Annotated in this window: 13 protein-coding genes; 4 read left to right on the top strand and 9 right to left on the bottom strand. The window is 66.8% G+C overall.

Annotated elements, in window-relative coordinates:
- The first annotated feature begins 129 nt into the window (after positions 1-129).
- The 3 genes from glmM to WOA58_RS10285 all read left to right on the top strand — a co-directional run bounded on the left by glmM (position 130) and on the right by WOA58_RS10285 (position 4,376).
- Positions 130-1,464 carry a phosphoglucosamine mutase gene (gene glmM / locus WOA58_RS10295; RefSeq protein ID WP_340604106.1) on the top strand — a complete coding sequence of 445 codons (1,335 nt, stop codon included), beginning with the start codon at positions 130-132 and terminating at the stop codon, positions 1,462-1,464.
- A gap of 79 nt (positions 1,465-1,543) precedes the next feature.
- Complete coding sequence (glmU, locus tag WOA58_RS10290; RefSeq protein ID WP_340604105.1) at positions 1,544-2,725, top strand: bifunctional sugar-1-phosphate nucleotidylyltransferase/acetyltransferase; 1,182 nt, start codon at positions 1,544-1,546, stop codon at positions 2,723-2,725.
- Positions 2,726-2,777: 52 nt separating this feature from the next.
- Complete coding sequence (locus tag WOA58_RS10285; RefSeq protein WP_340604104.1) at positions 2,778-4,376, top strand: oligosaccharide flippase family protein; 1,599 nt, start codon at positions 2,778-2,780, stop codon at positions 4,374-4,376.
- 7 nt (positions 4,377-4,383) lie between these two features.
- Here the strand turns inward: WOA58_RS10285 and WOA58_RS10280 are convergent, their stop codons facing one another.
- On the bottom strand, positions 4,384-5,700 hold the full coding sequence (locus WOA58_RS10280) for a CapA family protein (RefSeq protein WP_340604103.1): 1,317 nt from the start codon (positions 5,698-5,700) through the stop codon (positions 4,384-4,386).
- Positions 5,701-5,895: 195 nt separating this feature from the next.
- On the opposite strand from WOA58_RS10280, the gene WOA58_RS10275 reads away from it, so the two are divergent.
- Positions 5,896-6,597, top strand: a complete 702-nt coding sequence (locus tag WOA58_RS10275; protein ID WP_340604102.1) for a hypothetical protein — start codon at positions 5,896-5,898, stop codon at positions 6,595-6,597.
- A 358-nt stretch (positions 6,598-6,955) separates the two neighbouring features.
- On the opposite strand, the gene glmS is transcribed toward WOA58_RS10275, so the two are convergent.
- The 8 genes from glmS to WOA58_RS10235 all read right to left on the bottom strand — a co-directional run bounded on the left by glmS (position 6,956) and on the right by WOA58_RS10235 (position 15,757).
- The gene (glmS, locus tag WOA58_RS10270) at positions 6,956-8,767 is read right to left on the bottom strand and encodes a glutamine--fructose-6-phosphate transaminase (isomerizing) (RefSeq protein ID WP_340604101.1); all 1,812 of its coding nucleotides are present in this window, start codon (positions 8,765-8,767) and stop codon (positions 6,956-6,958) included.
- A gap of 339 nt (positions 8,768-9,106) precedes the next feature.
- Positions 9,107-9,667, bottom strand: coding sequence for a helix-turn-helix transcriptional regulator (locus tag WOA58_RS19070; protein WP_390220879.1), 561 nt, complete (start codon positions 9,665-9,667; stop codon positions 9,107-9,109).
- 17 nt (positions 9,668-9,684) lie between these two features.
- The gene (locus tag WOA58_RS10260) at positions 9,685-10,260 is read right to left on the bottom strand and encodes a DUF7344 domain-containing protein (protein ID WP_340604100.1); all 576 of its coding nucleotides are present in this window, start codon (positions 10,258-10,260) and stop codon (positions 9,685-9,687) included.
- A 294-nt stretch (positions 10,261-10,554) separates the two neighbouring features.
- Positions 10,555-11,475 (bottom strand): glycosyltransferase, encoded by a 921-nt coding sequence (locus WOA58_RS10255; protein ID WP_340604099.1) that lies wholly within the window; start codon positions 11,473-11,475, stop codon positions 10,555-10,557.
- Positions 11,462-12,511, bottom strand: a complete 1,050-nt coding sequence (locus WOA58_RS10250; protein ID WP_340604098.1) for a DUF354 domain-containing protein — start codon at positions 12,509-12,511, stop codon at positions 11,462-11,464. The genes WOA58_RS10255 and WOA58_RS10250 overlap by 14 nt, the downstream gene beginning before the upstream one ends.
- The gene (locus WOA58_RS10245) at positions 12,492-13,787 is read right to left on the bottom strand and encodes a nucleotide sugar dehydrogenase (RefSeq protein WP_340604097.1); all 1,296 of its coding nucleotides are present in this window, start codon (positions 13,785-13,787) and stop codon (positions 12,492-12,494) included. Before WOA58_RS10245 ends, WOA58_RS10250 begins: the two co-directional genes overlap by 20 nt.
- A complete protein-coding gene (locus WOA58_RS10240) occupies positions 13,780-15,171 on the bottom strand; it encodes a nucleotide sugar dehydrogenase (protein ID WP_340604096.1) in 1,392 nt (463 codons plus the stop codon). The genes WOA58_RS10245 and WOA58_RS10240 overlap by 8 nt, the downstream gene beginning before the upstream one ends.
- A complete protein-coding gene (locus tag WOA58_RS10235) occupies positions 15,164-15,757 on the bottom strand; it encodes an acyltransferase (RefSeq protein ID WP_340604095.1) in 594 nt (197 codons plus the stop codon). The genes WOA58_RS10240 and WOA58_RS10235 overlap by 8 nt, the downstream gene beginning before the upstream one ends.
- Positions 15,758-15,871: the final 114 nt, after the last annotated feature.

Here is a 15,871-nt window from a genome sequence, read left to right as displayed (position 1 = left end):
TCCGTTCGCCCGCGGCGAGGGGATTATTCGGTTCGTAAAGCCGGTTAACCGCCGGCAAAGCGGGGAAACCGAGAGCGGCGTTCGGAGGGGAAGCCGTAGAGTAATGAAGATGGCCGACGACGGGCCGATATGAGTCTCTTCGGAACGAGTGGCATCCGCGGACCGGTCGGCGACGTCGTAACCGGCGAGCTCGCGCTCTCGGTCGGTCGGGCCGTCGCGACCGACGCCGATCGGATCGTCGTGGGCCGCGATCCCCGCGAGAGCGGCGAGTGGCTCCTCGAGGCCGTCAGCGCGGGCGCACGCGAGTGTGGCGCGGACGTCCTCGACGCGGGCATGGTAGCGACGCCGACGCTCGCGCGGGCGGTGGGTCGGGAGGGCGCCGAGGCAGGGGTCGTCGTGACCGCCTCGCACAACCCGCCCGAGGACAACGGGCTGAAGCTCTGGAACCCCTCGGGACAGGCGTTCGAGGCCGCCCAGGCCGATCGGATCGAAAAGCGGATCACGAGCGGGGAGTACGAGCTCGGGAACTGGGATGAGGGCGGCGGTCGGGCCGTCCTCGAGGACGCGAACGAGCGCCACGTCGAGGAGCTCATGGCCGCGGTCGAGCCCGGCTCGCTCGAGGGGCTCTCGGTGGTCGTCGATCTGGGCAATGGCGCCGGCGGGGTGACGATCGACGCGCTCGAACGGCTGGGCTGTACGGTCGAAGCGATGCACGCCGAGCCCGACGGCAGCTTTCCCAACCGGCCCTCCGAGCCGACCGCGGAGAACTGCAAGGCGCTCTGCGGGCGGGTCGCGGAGACCGACGCGGACCTGGGGATCGCCCACGACGGCGACGCCGACCGCATGATGGCCGTCGACGAGACGGGCCGGTTCGTCCCCAAGGACGTGCTGCTCGCGCTGTTCGCGCGCGAGGCCGCAAGCGAGGGGACCCGCGTCGCGGTCCCGGTCGACACGAGCCTCGTCGTCGAGGACGAGCTCGCGAAGCTCGGCGCGTCGGTCACCCACACCCGCGTGGGTGACGTCCACGTCGCCGAACGCACGACCGAGCCCGACGTGGTCTTCGGCGGCGAGCCCAGCGGGGCGTGGATCTGGCCCGACGAGACGCTCTGTCCCGACGGTCCGCTCGCGGCCTGCAAGCTCGCGGCCACCGTGGCCGAGACGCCGCTCTCCGAGCGCGTCGACAGCGTGGTCTCGCCGCACCTGCTTCGCGAGAACGTCGAAACCGAGCACAAGGAGGCCGTGATGGAGCGCGTCGCGACGGCCGTTCCCGAGACCTATCCCGATGCCGACCTGCTGACGATCGACGGCGTCCGTGTCGGCTTCTCCGACGGCTGGTTCCTGCTGCGAGCCAGCGGGACCCAGCCGCTGATCCGGGTGACCGCCGAGTCCCGCGACCAGGACCGAGCCGAGGAGCTACGGTCGGTCGCGACAGGGCTGCTCGATGACGCCGTAGAGTCCGTGTGAACGCTGCTCGTGGGTGGAAGGGGATCGCCATGCATTAACCGGCAGATAACAAAGCCCGCAAGCAGGAAACGATTCGACAATGCAAACCGTGATCCTCGCGGCGGGTCAAGGAACCCGCCTTCGTCCCCTGACGGAGTCGATACCGAAGCCGATGTTATCGGTCGCCGGCCGGCCGATCGCCGCCCACGTCGCCGACGCGGCGGTCGCCGGCGGCGCCGACGAGCTGATCTTCGTCACGGGCTACATGGGCGACGTCGTCGAGGAGTACTTCGGCGAGACCTACCGCGGGGTGCCGGTCAGTTATGCCACCCAGGAGGAGCAGCTGGGGACGGCCCACGCCGTCCGGGCGGCACGCGAGCACATCGACGAGGCGTTCGCCGTCATCAACGGCGACAACCTCTACGACCCCGAGAGCATCGCCGAGTTGTTCGCGAACGCCCCCGCTATCGGTGCCTTCGAGGTCGACGATCCCTCGAACTACGGCGTTCTCTCGACGTCGGACGGACGGGTGACCGACATCATCGAGAAGCCCGAGGAGCCGCCGACGAACCTCGCGAACGCGGGCGTCTACCTGTTCCCGCCGGAGGCGAAAGCCCACCTCGACGTGCCGATGAGCGAGCGGGGCGAACACGAGCTCACCGACGTCCTCGCACGCGTCATCGAGGACCACGACGTTACGCCCGTCGAGGTCGAACGCTGGATGGACGTCGGGCGCCCGTGGGAACTGCTCGAGGCCAACGAACTCCTCTTGGGCGAGGAAGGACGCCGGCTCGACGGCGAGGTCGACGCCGACGCGACCCTCGAGGGCCGGGTCGTCGTCGAGGAGGGCGCGTCGATCGGACCGGGCGTGACGATCGAGGGACCGGCCTACATCGGCCCCGACTGCGAGATCGGCCCGAACGCCTACGTCCGCGGGGCGACCCTGCTCGAGGGCGACGTCCACATCGGACAGGCGGTCGAGATCAAGAACAGCGTGATCATGCAGGGGACGAACGTCCCGCATCTCTCCTACGTCGGCGACAGCGTCCTCGGGCGGGACGTGAACCTCGGCGCGGGGACGAACGTCGCGAACCTGCGCCACGACGGCGACGACGTGGAGCTCACCGTCAAAGGCGACCGGGTCTCGACCGGCCGGCGGAAGTTCGGCGTCGTGGTCGGCCACGGCGCGAAGACGGCGATCAACACGAGCCTCGCGCCCGGCGTGACTCTCTCGGGGGACGCGACCACGGCGCCCGGCGAAGCGGTACTGCGCGATCGGTGAGCCGAGCCAGGACGTTGATAACGCTGGCCGTCATCCCGTAATAAAATAGTAAATGAAACGTACACTCGTTACGGCGTTTATCTCCATCGCCGGCGCGAACGTCGCCGTCGCGATGCTCGGTGCGGTGATGACGCCGATCCTCGTGCGTATCCTCGGCCCCGAGGGCTACGGGACGTACGCGACCGTGATGTCGGTCTTCGCCCTCCTGATGATCGTCGTGAGCTCGGGCGTCGACAGCGGGACCCGCAAGTACCTCGCCGAGGACCGCGACGAGGAGGACTGGCACGACAACGTCTTCGGCTACTACTTCCGGATCGCGACGGTGCTCGCGCTGGCCGCGAGCGCGCTGTTGCTCGCGTCGGTCCAGATCGGCCTGGTCGATCGCTACCCCGGCGAGGAGTACGCCTTCTTCTTCCTGCTGTTGGCGCTGGTGACGATCATGGCCCAGATGCGCGAGTACGCCCATCGCTCGCTGCTGGGCCTGAAGCTCGAACACATCTCCGAGCCGCTGTTCGTCGTACAGAAGGTGTTCTTCTTCACGTTCGCGATCTCGCTCGCCTACCTCGGTTACGGGGTTTCGGGCGTTCTCGCGGGCCACATCATCGCCGACGCGCTCACCAGTCTGATCGGCTTCTTCTTCCTCGCGCGCGAGATCTCGATGCGTTCGGTCTTCGAGCGGACCCCCGAATCGTTCCCCCGGCGGGAGCTTCTCAACTTCAACAACCTCTCGATCGTCTACATCCTCTTTCTGACCTCGCTGTATCACGTCGACGTGCTGATGCTGCAGGCGTTCACGGACGAGGCACAGGTCGGCTACTACAAGGCCGCACTCGTGCTCGCGGAGTTCCTCTGGCTCGCGCCCAAGGCGGTCCAGTCGGTGATGATCCAGTCGGCCTCGGAGCTGTGGCACCGCGATCAGGTCGAGCAGATCACCTCGCTGGCCTCGAAGGCGACCCGCTATACGCTGTTGCTGACGGCGTTGATGGCCGTCGGGATCGCCGTACTGGCCGCGGAGTTCGTCCCGCGGTACTACGGGGCCGAGTTCGGCCCGACGATCGCACCGCTGCTCCTGTTGTTGCCGGGCACCGTCGGCTTCGCCGTCGCCCGGCCGATCCTCTCGGTGAGCCACGCCCGCGGGGACATGCGGGTCATGATCCTCGCGACCGGGGCGGCGGCGGCGATGAACCTGCTGTTGAACCTGACGCTGATCCCCCAGTTCGGGATCGAGGGGGCGGCGATCGCGACCTCGCTTGGCTACCTCTCGCTTCCGGTGTTCCATCTCTGGGGCGCGCGCGCGATCGGCTACAACCCGTTGGGGGACATCCGGCCGATCCGCGTCTCGATCACCGTCGCGGCCACCGGCGTGATGCTCGTCGCGCTGGCGATCGGGATCGACGCGCTGATCGAGGCGCCGCTCGTGACTCTCGGGCTCCCGCTGATCGACACGGCGCTGCCGGTCGACGCCCCCCTGATCGCGTTCGTCGTGATCCCCCCGGCGGGGCTGATCGCCTACGGGATCCTGGCGCTCGCGACGAAGGCGATCGACCCCTCGGAGATCACGCGGATCCTGAGCGGGATGCCGGGTCCGCTGAGCCGATACGCGTCGACGGTCGAGCGCCTCTTCGGCGAGGGCGACGAGACCAGGAACTGACCCGCGGCTACTCGCCGAGGAACCGCTCCGAGAGGTCGCTCACCTTCCGTTCGATCGTCGTCGGTCGATCGTAGACGGGCTGGTCCTCCGTCCAGGAGAGGAGTTCGCGGACCCGTCGCTCGACCTCGGGGGTCCGCCGATCGACGCTGGCGCCGGACTGAACCGCGAGCGCCGTCTCCATCAGCGATCGATGCGAGCCGTTCCGGACGACGTTCAGCAGGAGGAGGAGCTCCTCCTGGCGGGCCTCGCCGGTCCAGAGCCCGTCCTGGGTGAGGTGTTCGCGCGGCTGGCGAAGAAAGGTCACCGGGTTGCCGCCCGCGGCCCGCCGCAGCCACCCCGAGTAGCGCTGGTTGAAGATCCGAACGGCCATCTCCTGCCAGTGGGCCGCGTACTCGTCGGGGTCGTCGAAGAGCCCCGAGAGCCGATGGAGATGCGAGAGACACTCCCGGCGCCGTGACTCCTCCTCGAGGAGTTGGATGCCCCCGTCGACCTCCTCGGTGAGGACGAGTTCGGCGGCGGCCGGCGTCGGACCGTCGAACGTGATCTCGAGCGAGAGCCCCCATTGGGCCTTCGGGCGGACCGTGTGGTCGAACAGGAAGTTCCCCAGACTGTAGAAGATCGGCGTTCCCTCGTAGCGCTCCCAGCCCTGCGGGACGTGGGGGTGGTGCCCGACGACGAGGTCGGCACCCAGTTCGGTCAGCCGCCGGAGGCGACGCTGCCACTGCACCGGCGGCAACGGGACGAACTCGACGCCCCCGTGCGCGATGAGTATCACGACCTCGGCACGCTCGTTCGCGCGCTCGATGGTGCGGTCGGCGTCGGGGTGGTCGATCCAAGCGGTGCCCGGCCGCGAGCCGGTCGCGACGCCGAACTCCCGCTGGCAGGCGTTGACGAGTGCGATCTCGGTGCCGTCGATCGTCAGGTACAGGGGGGAAAGCGCGTCCGAGCGGTCGGTTCCGACGCCGAGCGTCTCGAGGCCGGCGTCCCCGCAGGCCTCAACGGTCTCGGTGAGGCCCTCGAGGCCGTAGTCCATCGCGTGGTTGTTCGCGAGCGTCACGGCGTCGAAGCCCGTCTCACCGAGCAGCGCCGGCACTCCGGGCGCCGACTCCTTCTTCGGGCCGGCTTTCGGGATCGAGTCGTCCGCCGGGATCGGCGCCTCGAGGTTGAGGACCGAGAGGTCGCTCGAGGCGATACGGCTCCCGACGGTGTCGCCGATCGGGGACGGGCCCGTCGGGCCGTCGTACACGAAGTCCCCGGCGACGTAGAGCGACCACGTCTCCCCGTCCGGCTCCACGAGCCGAAGGACGTCGTCGGTGGCGTCCATCTCGATACGGTGTACGGCGGTCGAGGACTTAACTGCCGCCCGTCCACGGTCGGTCGTCGATCGGGACGCGCATTACCGAACCGATAATAAAGCATCGGGGATAACAACAGTACGGTAATGTGGGCCGTTTCACGCTCGCCGCCCCCGTTCTCGACCCCGGATAAGCCACATCCGGTGATAGGACGGTTCGATCAGGTGTCCGTCCAGCGAGCGTTGCTGGTGCTTGGAGTGAGCCTCTTCGTCGTCGGACTCGCGATCACGGCGGGACTTCCGGGTGGCGACCTGACGTCGAGCCCGATCTCGGACGAGGAGGAGGGTCTCGAGGACCCGGACGAAGTCGGCGACGCGGCCGACGAGGAACCGGCGGATACGGAGGAAGGCGGAGCGGACGACGGCGGAGATGAAGCGCCGGACGACGGTGACGAGGACACGGATGGAGGGGACGGCGATGTCGACGAAACCGACGACGCCGACGATACTGACGACGCAGACGAAGCCGACGACGCTGGCGATGCTGACGATTCGGAGGACGACGACGACACCGATAACACCGATGACACCGATGACACCGACGAAACCGATCGGGCCGACGAAACCGACGATGCTGACGATGCTGACGATGCAGACGAGACCGAGGACGCTGACGATGCTGACGACGCAGACGAGACCGACGATGCCGAGGACGGCCCGATCTTCGATGACGACGCCGATGAAACCGACGACACCGACGGCGCCGATGACGTTGACGGGGCCGACGACGCGGACGATGTCGATGATGCGGAGGACGCCGATGAAACCGACGACACCGACGAAACTGACGATGACGAAGCCGAAGACGACGAAGCAGAGGACGAAGACGGCGATGACGACGACGATGGGCCGATCTTCGGCAGCTGATCCCCGGCACCCGATTTAGGGCCGAAGGCGTCCCCTCCCTCGTCGGGTTCACGGCTTCTTCCGAGACGACCTGACAAGCGGGTCGATAGCACCGACCGAGGCAGTACGCCATATCTCGGGCAAAGCGCGCCACGCGGTTCGCCACCGCACGACTCCGATCGGTCCCGAGGAACGCCGACCGTTCTCCGTTCTCAGTCTACCGTCCGAGCCTCGTCGATCGAGGGAACTCGAACGGGGGTGCGATCGTCCGACCGATGCCGCCGCGCTGGGTCGTCCCTGAGAACGTCCTTGAGTACGCTATCGGCTGAGCGATCCCGGAGAACTTAGCGGCTGCATTCAGGGAACTATGCCAGGACGGTCACTCGACGGTGACACTCTTCGCGAGGTTGCGTGGCTTGTCGATCGGCCGGCCGAGCAACCGTGCGGTGTAGTAGGAGACGAACTGGAGCTGGACGTTCGCGAGCAGCCCGACGAGATCCGGGTGGGTGTCGGGGATCGCCAGGACGTCGTCGGCGAACGACGCGGTCCGTTCGCTGGACGTGACCGCGACGATCTCCGCGCCACGGGCCTGGGCCTCCTTTGCGTTCGTGTGGGTCTTCTCGTCGTGCTTCCCGTCGAACAGTGCGAAGATCGGGGTCCCCGGCGTGACGAGTGCGAGCGGGCCGTGTTTGAGCTCGCCGGAGGCGAACCCCTCCGCGTGCTCGTAGGTGATCTCCTTGAACTTCAGCGCACCCTCGAGCGCCACGGGGTGTTGGAGGGCGTGGCCGATGAAGAAGTACGCCCCGCGGTCGTCGTACTTCTCGCTGAGGGCCTCGGCCCGGGAGGTCCGGATCACCTCCTCGATCTGGTCGGGAAGCACCGACAGCGCCTCGAGGAACTCACGGCGGTCCTCGCGGGCGATGGCGCCCTCGACCTCCTCGCGGAGCCGCTCGGCCAGCAGGACGAGCGTGACCACCTGCGAGGAGAAGGTCTTGGTGGCGGCGACGCCGATCTCCGGGCCGGCGCGGATGTACAACACCTCGTCGGCCTCGCGGGCGATCGTCGAGCCGATGACGTTCGTCACCGCGAGCGTCCGGGCGCCCGCTTCCCGCGCCGCCCTGAGCGCACCCAGGGTGTCGGCGGTCTCGCCGCTCTGGGTGACCGGGACGACGAGCGTTCCGTCGGGGTTCGGGATCCGCCCGGAGAACTCGCTGGCACGCGAAGCACGAACCGAGACGTTCGCTTCCTCGAGCAGCCGCGCGCCGTACAGCGCCGCGTGATACGACGTGCCACAGGCCACGAAGTGGACCTCGGTGACGTCCTCGAAGCAGCCCCGCGGGAAGTCCTCGAGATGGACGGCCGGCTCGTCGGGGTCGATCCGTCCGCGGATCGTGTTCGAGAGCGACTCGGGCTGGCTCTCGATCTCCTTGAGCATGTAGTGGTCGTAGCCACCCTTGCCGGTCTCCTCGGGGTCCCAGTCGACGACGTCGGTCTCGCGCGAGATCGGCTCGCCGGCCAGGTCCGTGATCGAGAGCGATCCGTCCTCGACGGTGACGACGTCGCCGTCCTCGAGGTAGATCACCTCGTCGGTGTACTCGAGGAAGGCGGGGACGTCGCTCGCCAGATAGTACGCGTCGTCGTGGATGCCGACGACGAGCGGCGAGCCCTGTCGAGCCGCGCGCACCGTCTCCTCGCCCTCGACCATCGCCGCGATGGCGTAGCTCCCCTCGAGACGGTCGATCGCCTCGCGGAACGCGGCATCGCTGTCGAGACCGTCCTCGAGGTAGTGTTCGATGAGGTGCGGAACGACCTCGGTGTCGGTGTCGCTCTCGAACGCGTAGCCGAGCCCCTCGAGCTCGGTTCGAAGCGCCTCGTAGTTGGAGATGACGCCGTTGTGAACGACCGCGACGGTGCCCGAGGCGCTCGTGTGGGGGTGGGCGTTCTCGTCGGTCGGCGGGCCGTGGGTGCTCCAGCGGGTATGGCCGATCCCCAAGACGCCCTGCGGGAGCTCCTGGGCGAACCCGTCGGTGAGATCGCTGATCTTGCCCGCGCGCTTTCGAACTACGAGGTTCGAGCCGTTCTGGATCGCGAGCCCGGCGGAGTCGTAGCCCCGATATTCGAGGTTCTTGAGTCCGGTCAGAACGGTGTCGACCGCGTTGGAGGAACCGACACAAGCGATGATGCCACACATATCAGTTCACCTCATACCGAGAGGGAGTCCGTCGGCGGGTCGTTTCGAGGGAGCCATCGTTGAATGTCATAATCGGAGGTACGTACACAGCGGGGAACACACTGTGCTTCTGTCAGATAGACCGTTCTCGTATGCATTACTATACGCAGGCTAAAGCCCATCGAACGGCGACGGACGGGTCGGCTCCGTCCGAACGAACACACGAGCAGCGGGACGACGTGGAGTGAACGGGCGGATAACGCGTCCCCGTCGGACGAGTCCGTAGACGGAACGGCACCGTCGTCTTCGGACGGGACTCGGCGGCGACCGCGATCGGCATCGTCCACCCCGTCGATCGAACTACCCCGGCGGTCCGTCGCTTGGCGTGTAGACGCCGTCCGGCGACCCGAGGAAAATGATGTTCTCCCTACCGACGGTCAGTTTCGTTATCTCGCCGTCCTCCGCCATCGCTGAGAGCAGCCGGCTGACCTTCGCCTTCGACCAGCCGGTCTCCTCGACGATCCGGGTCTGTTTCATCCGACCGTTGTTCGACGCCAACAGGCGAACGATCCGCTCCTCGTCGGTCAACGCCGGGTCCTCGAGCGCCTCGTCCGGTGGAGTGGTTTCGATCGGCGCCATCGACGCCGCGTGGGTTTGTGCTGCCGCCAACGGTTCGGGGTCGTCGGGTTCGTGAAACTGTGTCAGCGCCATACCCGCCAGCATCCCACCCAGGAGTCCGACCATCAAGGCGACCATACAGTCGGCGCCGAAGTCGAACTGCAGTACCGAGATCCCGATCCCGATGCCGGCGTAGGCGCGAGCCGACGACCCCGTGCAAGCGTTCGATCCGGGCCGGACCCGTCGGTCGGCAACCGGGGTGCGGTCGTCCGTCGAACCCGCTCGTGGCGTGGTCAGAGCCATTCTCTACCGTCTCCGCCTCAGTTCTCGGTGGTTCGCATCAGTCCCGCCGTCACGACCACGTAAATGGTGGTGATCACGGCAGCGAGCACGATCCCCGAGACAGGGAGCGAACTGAGCCATGCGACCACGATGAGACAGATACTGACGGCCGTTGCGCCGCCGTAGTACCGTGTCCACTCGACTTCCCCGATGGAGCCCTCGTCCGAGCGATCGTCGGGCTCGCGCAGGTACTGGGTCACCTGATCGGCAACGGGCGTCCGTTCCACTACCCCCCGACTTCGATTGTAAGTTATGAGATCGAAGTCGGCGAGCTTCGGCAGGTGGGACTGATACAGCGCGATATACACCCGCTGGCGCTGATCCGACGTGAGCTGTTGGACAGTAGTATCGTGCTCCCACGCTGCGACCTGTTCCGCGATATCACGCATGTCCACAGGACCCTTCGTGTCGGAGAGGTACTGCAGCACGCGGCGACGACGTTCGTTCTGGAGAATATGGAAGGTGTCGTCCTTCGAGAGAGAGTGTTCAGGGGAAGCAACCTCCGAAACTCCGGCTCCGTTCGGAGACTGCTCCGCATTGACGGTCGACATCATTTCGACACGTCCCTCTTATCGGCCAAGGCATAATAAACCGGCTGTTGTTCCACGTAGTTTTGAATCGTTCCGAATCGTTTTTCTCGATCCGCTCCGCCCGGAAGTATATCGAAACGAATGGGATAAACGGGTTCCAAAACTGGCTTCACCTCCGGAGATAGATCGACTCGTAGTGCCTCTATGGGACTATCCAGTCGTATTAGCTGATTTCACCGGCCGAAGGTATCGTCTTAATTATACTATAAGGGCCCGATTCTTGTGCTGGGGTATGAATTGTATTTTCGCGAAGACGGATCAGAACCTGAGGGTGGTTGTGTAGAGGGTAAGGATATCGTCCGCCATTTCATCCAGCCCTAAGCCACCGGTTGCATCGCTTGGTTCGGCTCTCTGGCCGCTCTCAAGCACGTATTCGAGGGAATCGATGAGAGACCTCTCCGATCGGCCCGTGAAACAGTTCGAAACGCCCGAGAGGACGTCGCTGACGAACCCGACGTCGGTCGAAACGACTGGTAAACCGCACGAGACGGCCTCCTTGGCGACCATCGGGCCGCTCTCGCGCTCGGAGGTCACGAGCAGCGCGTCGCTCGCGTTCATCACGTACGGCATCTCCTCGTAGTCGAGTCCCGAGACCGTTCGCAGCTCCGCGTTCATCGAAAGCCCCTCGACGACGCGACGCGCGAGAGGGTAGTTCTTCACCGCACGATCGGGGTCGTACGGGAACAGGACGATCCGCTCGTCGGGATCCCACCCCAGATACTCGCGTGCCCGCTCGCGGTCCATCGGCCGGAACAGTTCGGTGTCGATGCCGAAGGGGATCGTCGCATGGGGGACGTCCAGCTCGCGGGAGACCGCCTTCGAGGGCGCGATCACCGCGTCGCTGTGGCGGGCGGCGAACCGGGTGACCCGATCGAGCCGGTTCGAATAGCCCATCACCTCGGAGCCCCAGATCGAGAGGACGACGGGGCGAACGGGCTGGGCGAGCGCGATCGGACCGACCAGCCCGTAGTTGGCGTGAACGAGGTCGTAGTCGCCGAGAACGGCCTCGCGAAGCACTTCCCGGTAGAAACGCGCGAACGACTCCGGACCCCGACCGCCCTCGGGCCGAGGGACTTCGACGACCGTACAGCGAACGCCTCGTTCCTCGAGGGTCCGGACCTGCTGGTCGAAGAACGACCGTGGGGTCGTCACCAGCTGGAGGACGTCAATAGGTGCCATCGCCAGTGAGGGCCGCCAGGATCACGTTCGTCGTGTCGACCTTCTCCTCGAGGAGGCGCTCGCGTGCGCCCTCCCAGTCGCGTGTCTCCTCGCCCGAGAGGATCGCCTCGGCGACGTCGAGGCCCATCCGGTGGCGGAACGAGCCCTGACAGTTGTAGAGGAGACCGTAGCGCGCCTCGATCTCGTCGGTATACCCCATCCGAAGGGTGTTGACGTAGACCGCGGGCGTCCCGAGCACCGCGCTCTCGGCGGCCATCGTCGCGCCCTCGCCGACGAACAGCGAGGCCTCCGCGAGCAGGTCGTGCATCCTGTGGGGCTCGATGTCCACTCGTCGGTCGCGAACGCGTGCGGGGAGGTCGCCCTCGGCGGTGATCAGCACGGTTGTGCCGGTGGCTTCGAGTCGATCGACCACGTCGCCGACGTCGTCGATCCCGCCCGCGCCGGCGTCGTGGGAGGCGTCCCAGGAGACGAGCCGGAGGACGACGAACTCCTCGTCGGACGCGAGGCCGACCGCCTCGCGGATCGATCCGTCCGGCGAGAAGCGGTCGGAGTGGAGGTAGGCGAGCTCGTGATAGCCCGGATACCGCACCTGTTTCTCGCCGAACTCCTCGTGGAAACACTCGGGCGTCCAGATCTCGTCGGCGAACGGCGCCATCAGCTTGTTCGTTAGCGCCGCATGCTCGGTGTCGGTGAACACGACGCTCTTCGCGCCGACCGCGCGGGCGACGTGGGAGACCGCGGAGCCGCCGATGGCGGTCATCACGGTGGGTTCGAACTCGCGGGCGTGACGAAGCATCTTCGCCTCGTAGAGCGCCTGGGCGGCCAGCAGCCTGAGGCCCGATGCGGATCGCCCGATCACGTCGTACTCGAAGCCGTAGGCGTCGAGCAGATCGGTCGCGACCTCCGAGTCGCGCACCACGATCGAGACCTCGTAGTCGCCCTCGAGCTCGCGGATCGCGTGCTTATAGAAGTGGACGTGTGCCGGGTGCTGGATCGCGATGAGCAGACGCTCGCGTTCAGAGCTTGCGGTAGGCATAGCCGGCCTCCTGGGCCTCCGCCTCGTCCAGCACGCCCTTCACGTCGACCAGCACGGGGTCATCGGCGAGCTGCTCGGCCGCGGCCTCGAGGTCGAACTCCTCGAGGACCGCGTCGTGTGGCGTCGCCAGCACGATCCCGTCGGCACCGTCGAACTCCATCCCCGAGAGCGGGTTGATCCCGAACGACTCGCGGATCTTCTCGTCGGGCGCCAGCGGGTCATAGCCGTCGCACTCGATGCCGTACTCGGCGAGCGTCGTGATGACGCCGCCGATCTCGGAGGTCCGGAGGTCGCCGACGTTCGGCTTGTACGCGAGCCCGAGCACGACCAGCCGGCTGTCCTGGAGGACCTTGCCCGACTGGTTGAGCGCCTTCAGGGTGAGTTCGGCGGTGTGTTTGGGCATGTACTCGTTGACCTCGCGGGCCTGGAGGATGAGCTTCGGCGAGTATCCCGCACGCTCGGAGCCATGCACCAGGAACAGCGGGTCGACGGGGATACAGTGGCCGCCGACGAGGCCGGGCTCGTAGGGATGGAAGTTCCACTTCGAGGACGCCGCGTCGATCACTTCCTGGGTGTCGAGGCCCATGTGGTCACAGATCAGCGCGAGTTCGTTGACCACGGCGATGTTCACGTCGCGCTGGACGTTCTCGATCACTTTCGCCGCCTCCGCGGCCTCGATGGTCTCGGCGTGATAGAGCCCGGCGTCGATGACGGTGCCGTAGAGCGCCGCGAGGTCCGCAAGCGTCTCCTCGGTGTCGCCGCTGACGATCTTCTTGACCTCGCGCAGGCTCTTGTCCGTCCCCGGTGCGAGGCGTTCGGGCGAGTAGCCCAGGTGGAACTCCTCGCCCTGGGTCAGCCCCGAGGCAGCCTCGATGGCCGGCCCGAGACGGTCACGGGTGACGCCCGGGTAGACCGTCGACTCGAGAACGACGGTCGTTCCGGCCGAGAGCTGCTGGCCGACGGACCGGCCCGCGCTCTCGACGAACTCGAGGTTCGGGTTCTTCATGCTGTCGACCGGCGTCGGGACGGTGATGATGACGTAGTCGGCACGTTCCATCGGGGTCGGGTCCGTCGTGAACTCGATCCCGCCCTTCGAGACCGCCTCGTCGCCGATCTCATGGGTCGGGTCGCGCCCCGCGGCGAGCTCCGCTACCTTCTCCTCGTCGACGTCGAAGCCGATCACGTCGAGGCCCTCCTCGTCGAAGGCGTTCGCGAGCGGTAGGCCGACGTAGCCGAGGCCAACGATACAGACCGTGTCTCCGTTCGGTTCAGGCATTGATACCGATCCCTCTGTAGTAGATTCCGTGTTCATTCTGTAGCTCCGTCAGGGCCTGCCGGCCGTCGACGACCACCAACGGGTCGTCGGCCGCCAGGGCAGGTATCTCGAGGTCCTCGAACGCCTCCTGTGCGGTCACCAGTACGACCGCGTCGTAGCTCCCTTCGCGTACGTCGTCGAGCGAGACGACGTTCGCGCCGGCGTCCTCGAACGGTTCCGTCGTGTCCGTGATCGGGTCGACCGCCGTGACGTCCGCGCCCGCACCCGCGAGGCGCTCGATCACGCCCATTGCCGGCGTCGCGCGCAGCTCGTCGACGCCCGCGCGGTAGGTCAACCCGAGCACGAGCACGTCGCTTCCCGCCGACTCCTTTCCGTGTTTCGCCAGCCCCGAGAGGGCGAGCTCCGCGGTGTAGGTCGGCATCGTGTCGTTGATCTCCCGGGAGAGCTCCATCAGCCGCGAGTCCGCGTTGAACATCTGGATCAGGAAGTGCGGGTAGTAGGGGATGCAGTGGCCTCCGACGCCCGCGCCCGGGATGTGGAGGTCACAGAACGGTTGGGTGTTGGCCGCCTCGATCGCCTCGAGCACGCTGATCTCGAGCTCTTCTGCGTGTTTCGTGAGCTCGTTGGCGAGCGCGATGTTGACGTCGCGATAGACCCCCTCGAACACCTTGACCGCCTCCGCCGTCGTGGCGTCGGCGACGGGAACGATCTCGTTCGAGCTGATCTCTCCGTAGAGCAGCTCCGCGACTCGGGTGCTCTCGTCGTCGATCCCGCCGACGATCTTCGGGTAGGCGCCACGGATGTCCTCGAGCGCGCGCCCGCTCGAAGTCCGTTCGGGACAGAACGCGACGCCGAACTCCTCACGATCGAGCCCGCTTTCTGCGGCGAGGGTCGGCGCGACGACGTCGCGGCAGGTCCGCGGCGGGACGGTCGATTCGAGGATCACCTGATCGCCCGCCGAAAGCCCCGCGGCGACGTCCGCCATCACCGATTCGACCACCGAGAGGTCCGGTTTGCTGTCCTCGTCGACCAGCGTCGGGACGATCACGACGTGGACCCGGGCGTCGGCGGCGGCCGTGGAGCCTTCGGTCGTCGCCGAGAGCGCGCCCCGGTCGACGACCTCCTCGACGAGGTCGGAGAGCCCGGGCTCGCCGACGATGTGGTTCTCGCCGGCCGAGATCGACTCGACGACCGCGGGGTCGACGTCGACGCCGGTGACGTTGCCCGTCACGTCGGCGTAGACCGAGGCCAGCGGCAGTCCCATCTTGCCGAGGCCGTAGACCGCGATCGGGACCTCGCCGCCGGTCAGCGCGTCCCGTTGTTCGTCGGTCGATACGTCCGAGCCGTAGAGCGCCGGAGCGCCCTGTGATGTGCTATCACTCATTGAGTAGGTTCTCCCCCGTCAACGAATCGGGAAGGTCGCGGTGTCGCGCCGGCGTGCCGAGCGCGAGGGTGTGTGGGGGTACGTCCTCGGTGACGGTCGCGCCGGCGGCGACGAACGAGCCCGCACCGACGCGCACGCCGGGGAGGATTGTCGCGTTCGCGCCGACGGAGACGCCGTCCTCGATGGTCGGCCCTTCGAGCGGTTCGTCCTGGCGAACGGGGTAGTGATCGTTCGTCATCACCGCCCGCGGACCGACGAAGACGTTCGAGCCGATCGTCGTGTCCGTCGGAACGTAGACGCCCGTCTGGAGACTGACGTGCGAGCCGATCTCGGTGGTCCCGTCGATCACGGTGTCCGTGCCGACGATCACGCTGTCGCCGATCGTCGTGTCCTCGCGCACGAGGGCGTTGTGGCCCGTCGTGAAGTCGTCGCCGATCTCGACGTCCGCGTAGACGATCGTTCCCTTGCGGATGCGGGCTCGATCGCCGATCACTGCGGGGTCGGCCGACTCGTCGTGGAGGTAGCCGACCGAGTCGGGATCGTCGATGACACAGTCCTCGCCGAGTTCTCGGCGCGGCTCGGTCATCCGGGGACCTCCGTGGGCTGGGGGATCGCTGTCGTGGGCATGTAAGTCATCGGTTCGTTCGCGCGGGGGCTATAGGAGACTGTCGCTCCTCGGACTGTTTACTATGGTATCCAT

The organism is Halalkalicoccus tibetensis (assembly GCF_037996645.1).
Taxonomy (GTDB): Archaea; Halobacteriota; Halobacteria; order Halobacteriales; family Halalkalicoccaceae; genus Halalkalicoccus; species Halalkalicoccus tibetensis.
Note: the sequence above shows the minus strand (reverse complement) of the source record. Positions and strands in the feature narration are given on the sequence as shown.

Coding starts and splice junctions, on each gene's coding strand:
- glmM (WP_340604106.1), top strand. CDS start 130: ATGAGTCTCTTCGGAACGAGTGGCATCCGCGGACCGGTCGGCGACGTC.
- glmU (WP_340604105.1), top strand. CDS start 1,544: ATGCAAACCGTGATCCTCGCGGCGGGTCAAGGAACCCGCCTTCGTCCC.
- WOA58_RS10285 (WP_340604104.1), top strand. CDS start 2,778: ATGAAACGTACACTCGTTACGGCGTTTATCTCCATCGCCGGCGCGAAC.
- WOA58_RS10280 (WP_340604103.1), bottom strand. CDS start 5,700: ATGGACGCCACCGACGACGTCCTTCGGCTCGTGGAGCCGGACGGGGAG.
- glmS (WP_340604101.1), bottom strand. CDS start 8,767: ATGTGTGGCATCATCGCTTGTGTCGGTTCCTCCAACGCGGTCGACACC.
- WOA58_RS19070 (WP_390220879.1), bottom strand. CDS start 9,667: ATGGCTCTGACCACGCCACGAGCGGGTTCGACGGACGACCGCACCCCG.
- WOA58_RS10260 (WP_340604100.1), bottom strand. CDS start 10,260: ATGATGTCGACCGTCAATGCGGAGCAGTCTCCGAACGGAGCCGGAGTT.
- WOA58_RS10255 (WP_340604099.1), bottom strand. CDS start 11,475: ATGGCACCTATTGACGTCCTCCAGCTGGTGACGACCCCACGGTCGTTC.
- WOA58_RS10250 (WP_340604098.1), bottom strand. CDS start 12,511: ATGCCTACCGCAAGCTCTGAACGCGAGCGTCTGCTCATCGCGATCCAG.
- WOA58_RS10245 (WP_340604097.1), bottom strand. CDS start 13,787: ATGCCTGAACCGAACGGAGACACGGTCTGTATCGTTGGCCTCGGCTAC.
- WOA58_RS10240 (WP_340604096.1), bottom strand. CDS start 15,171: ATGAGTGATAGCACATCACAGGGCGCTCCGGCGCTCTACGGCTCGGAC.
- WOA58_RS10235 (WP_340604095.1), bottom strand. CDS start 15,757: ATGACCGAGCCGCGCCGAGAACTCGGCGAGGACTGTGTCATCGACGAT.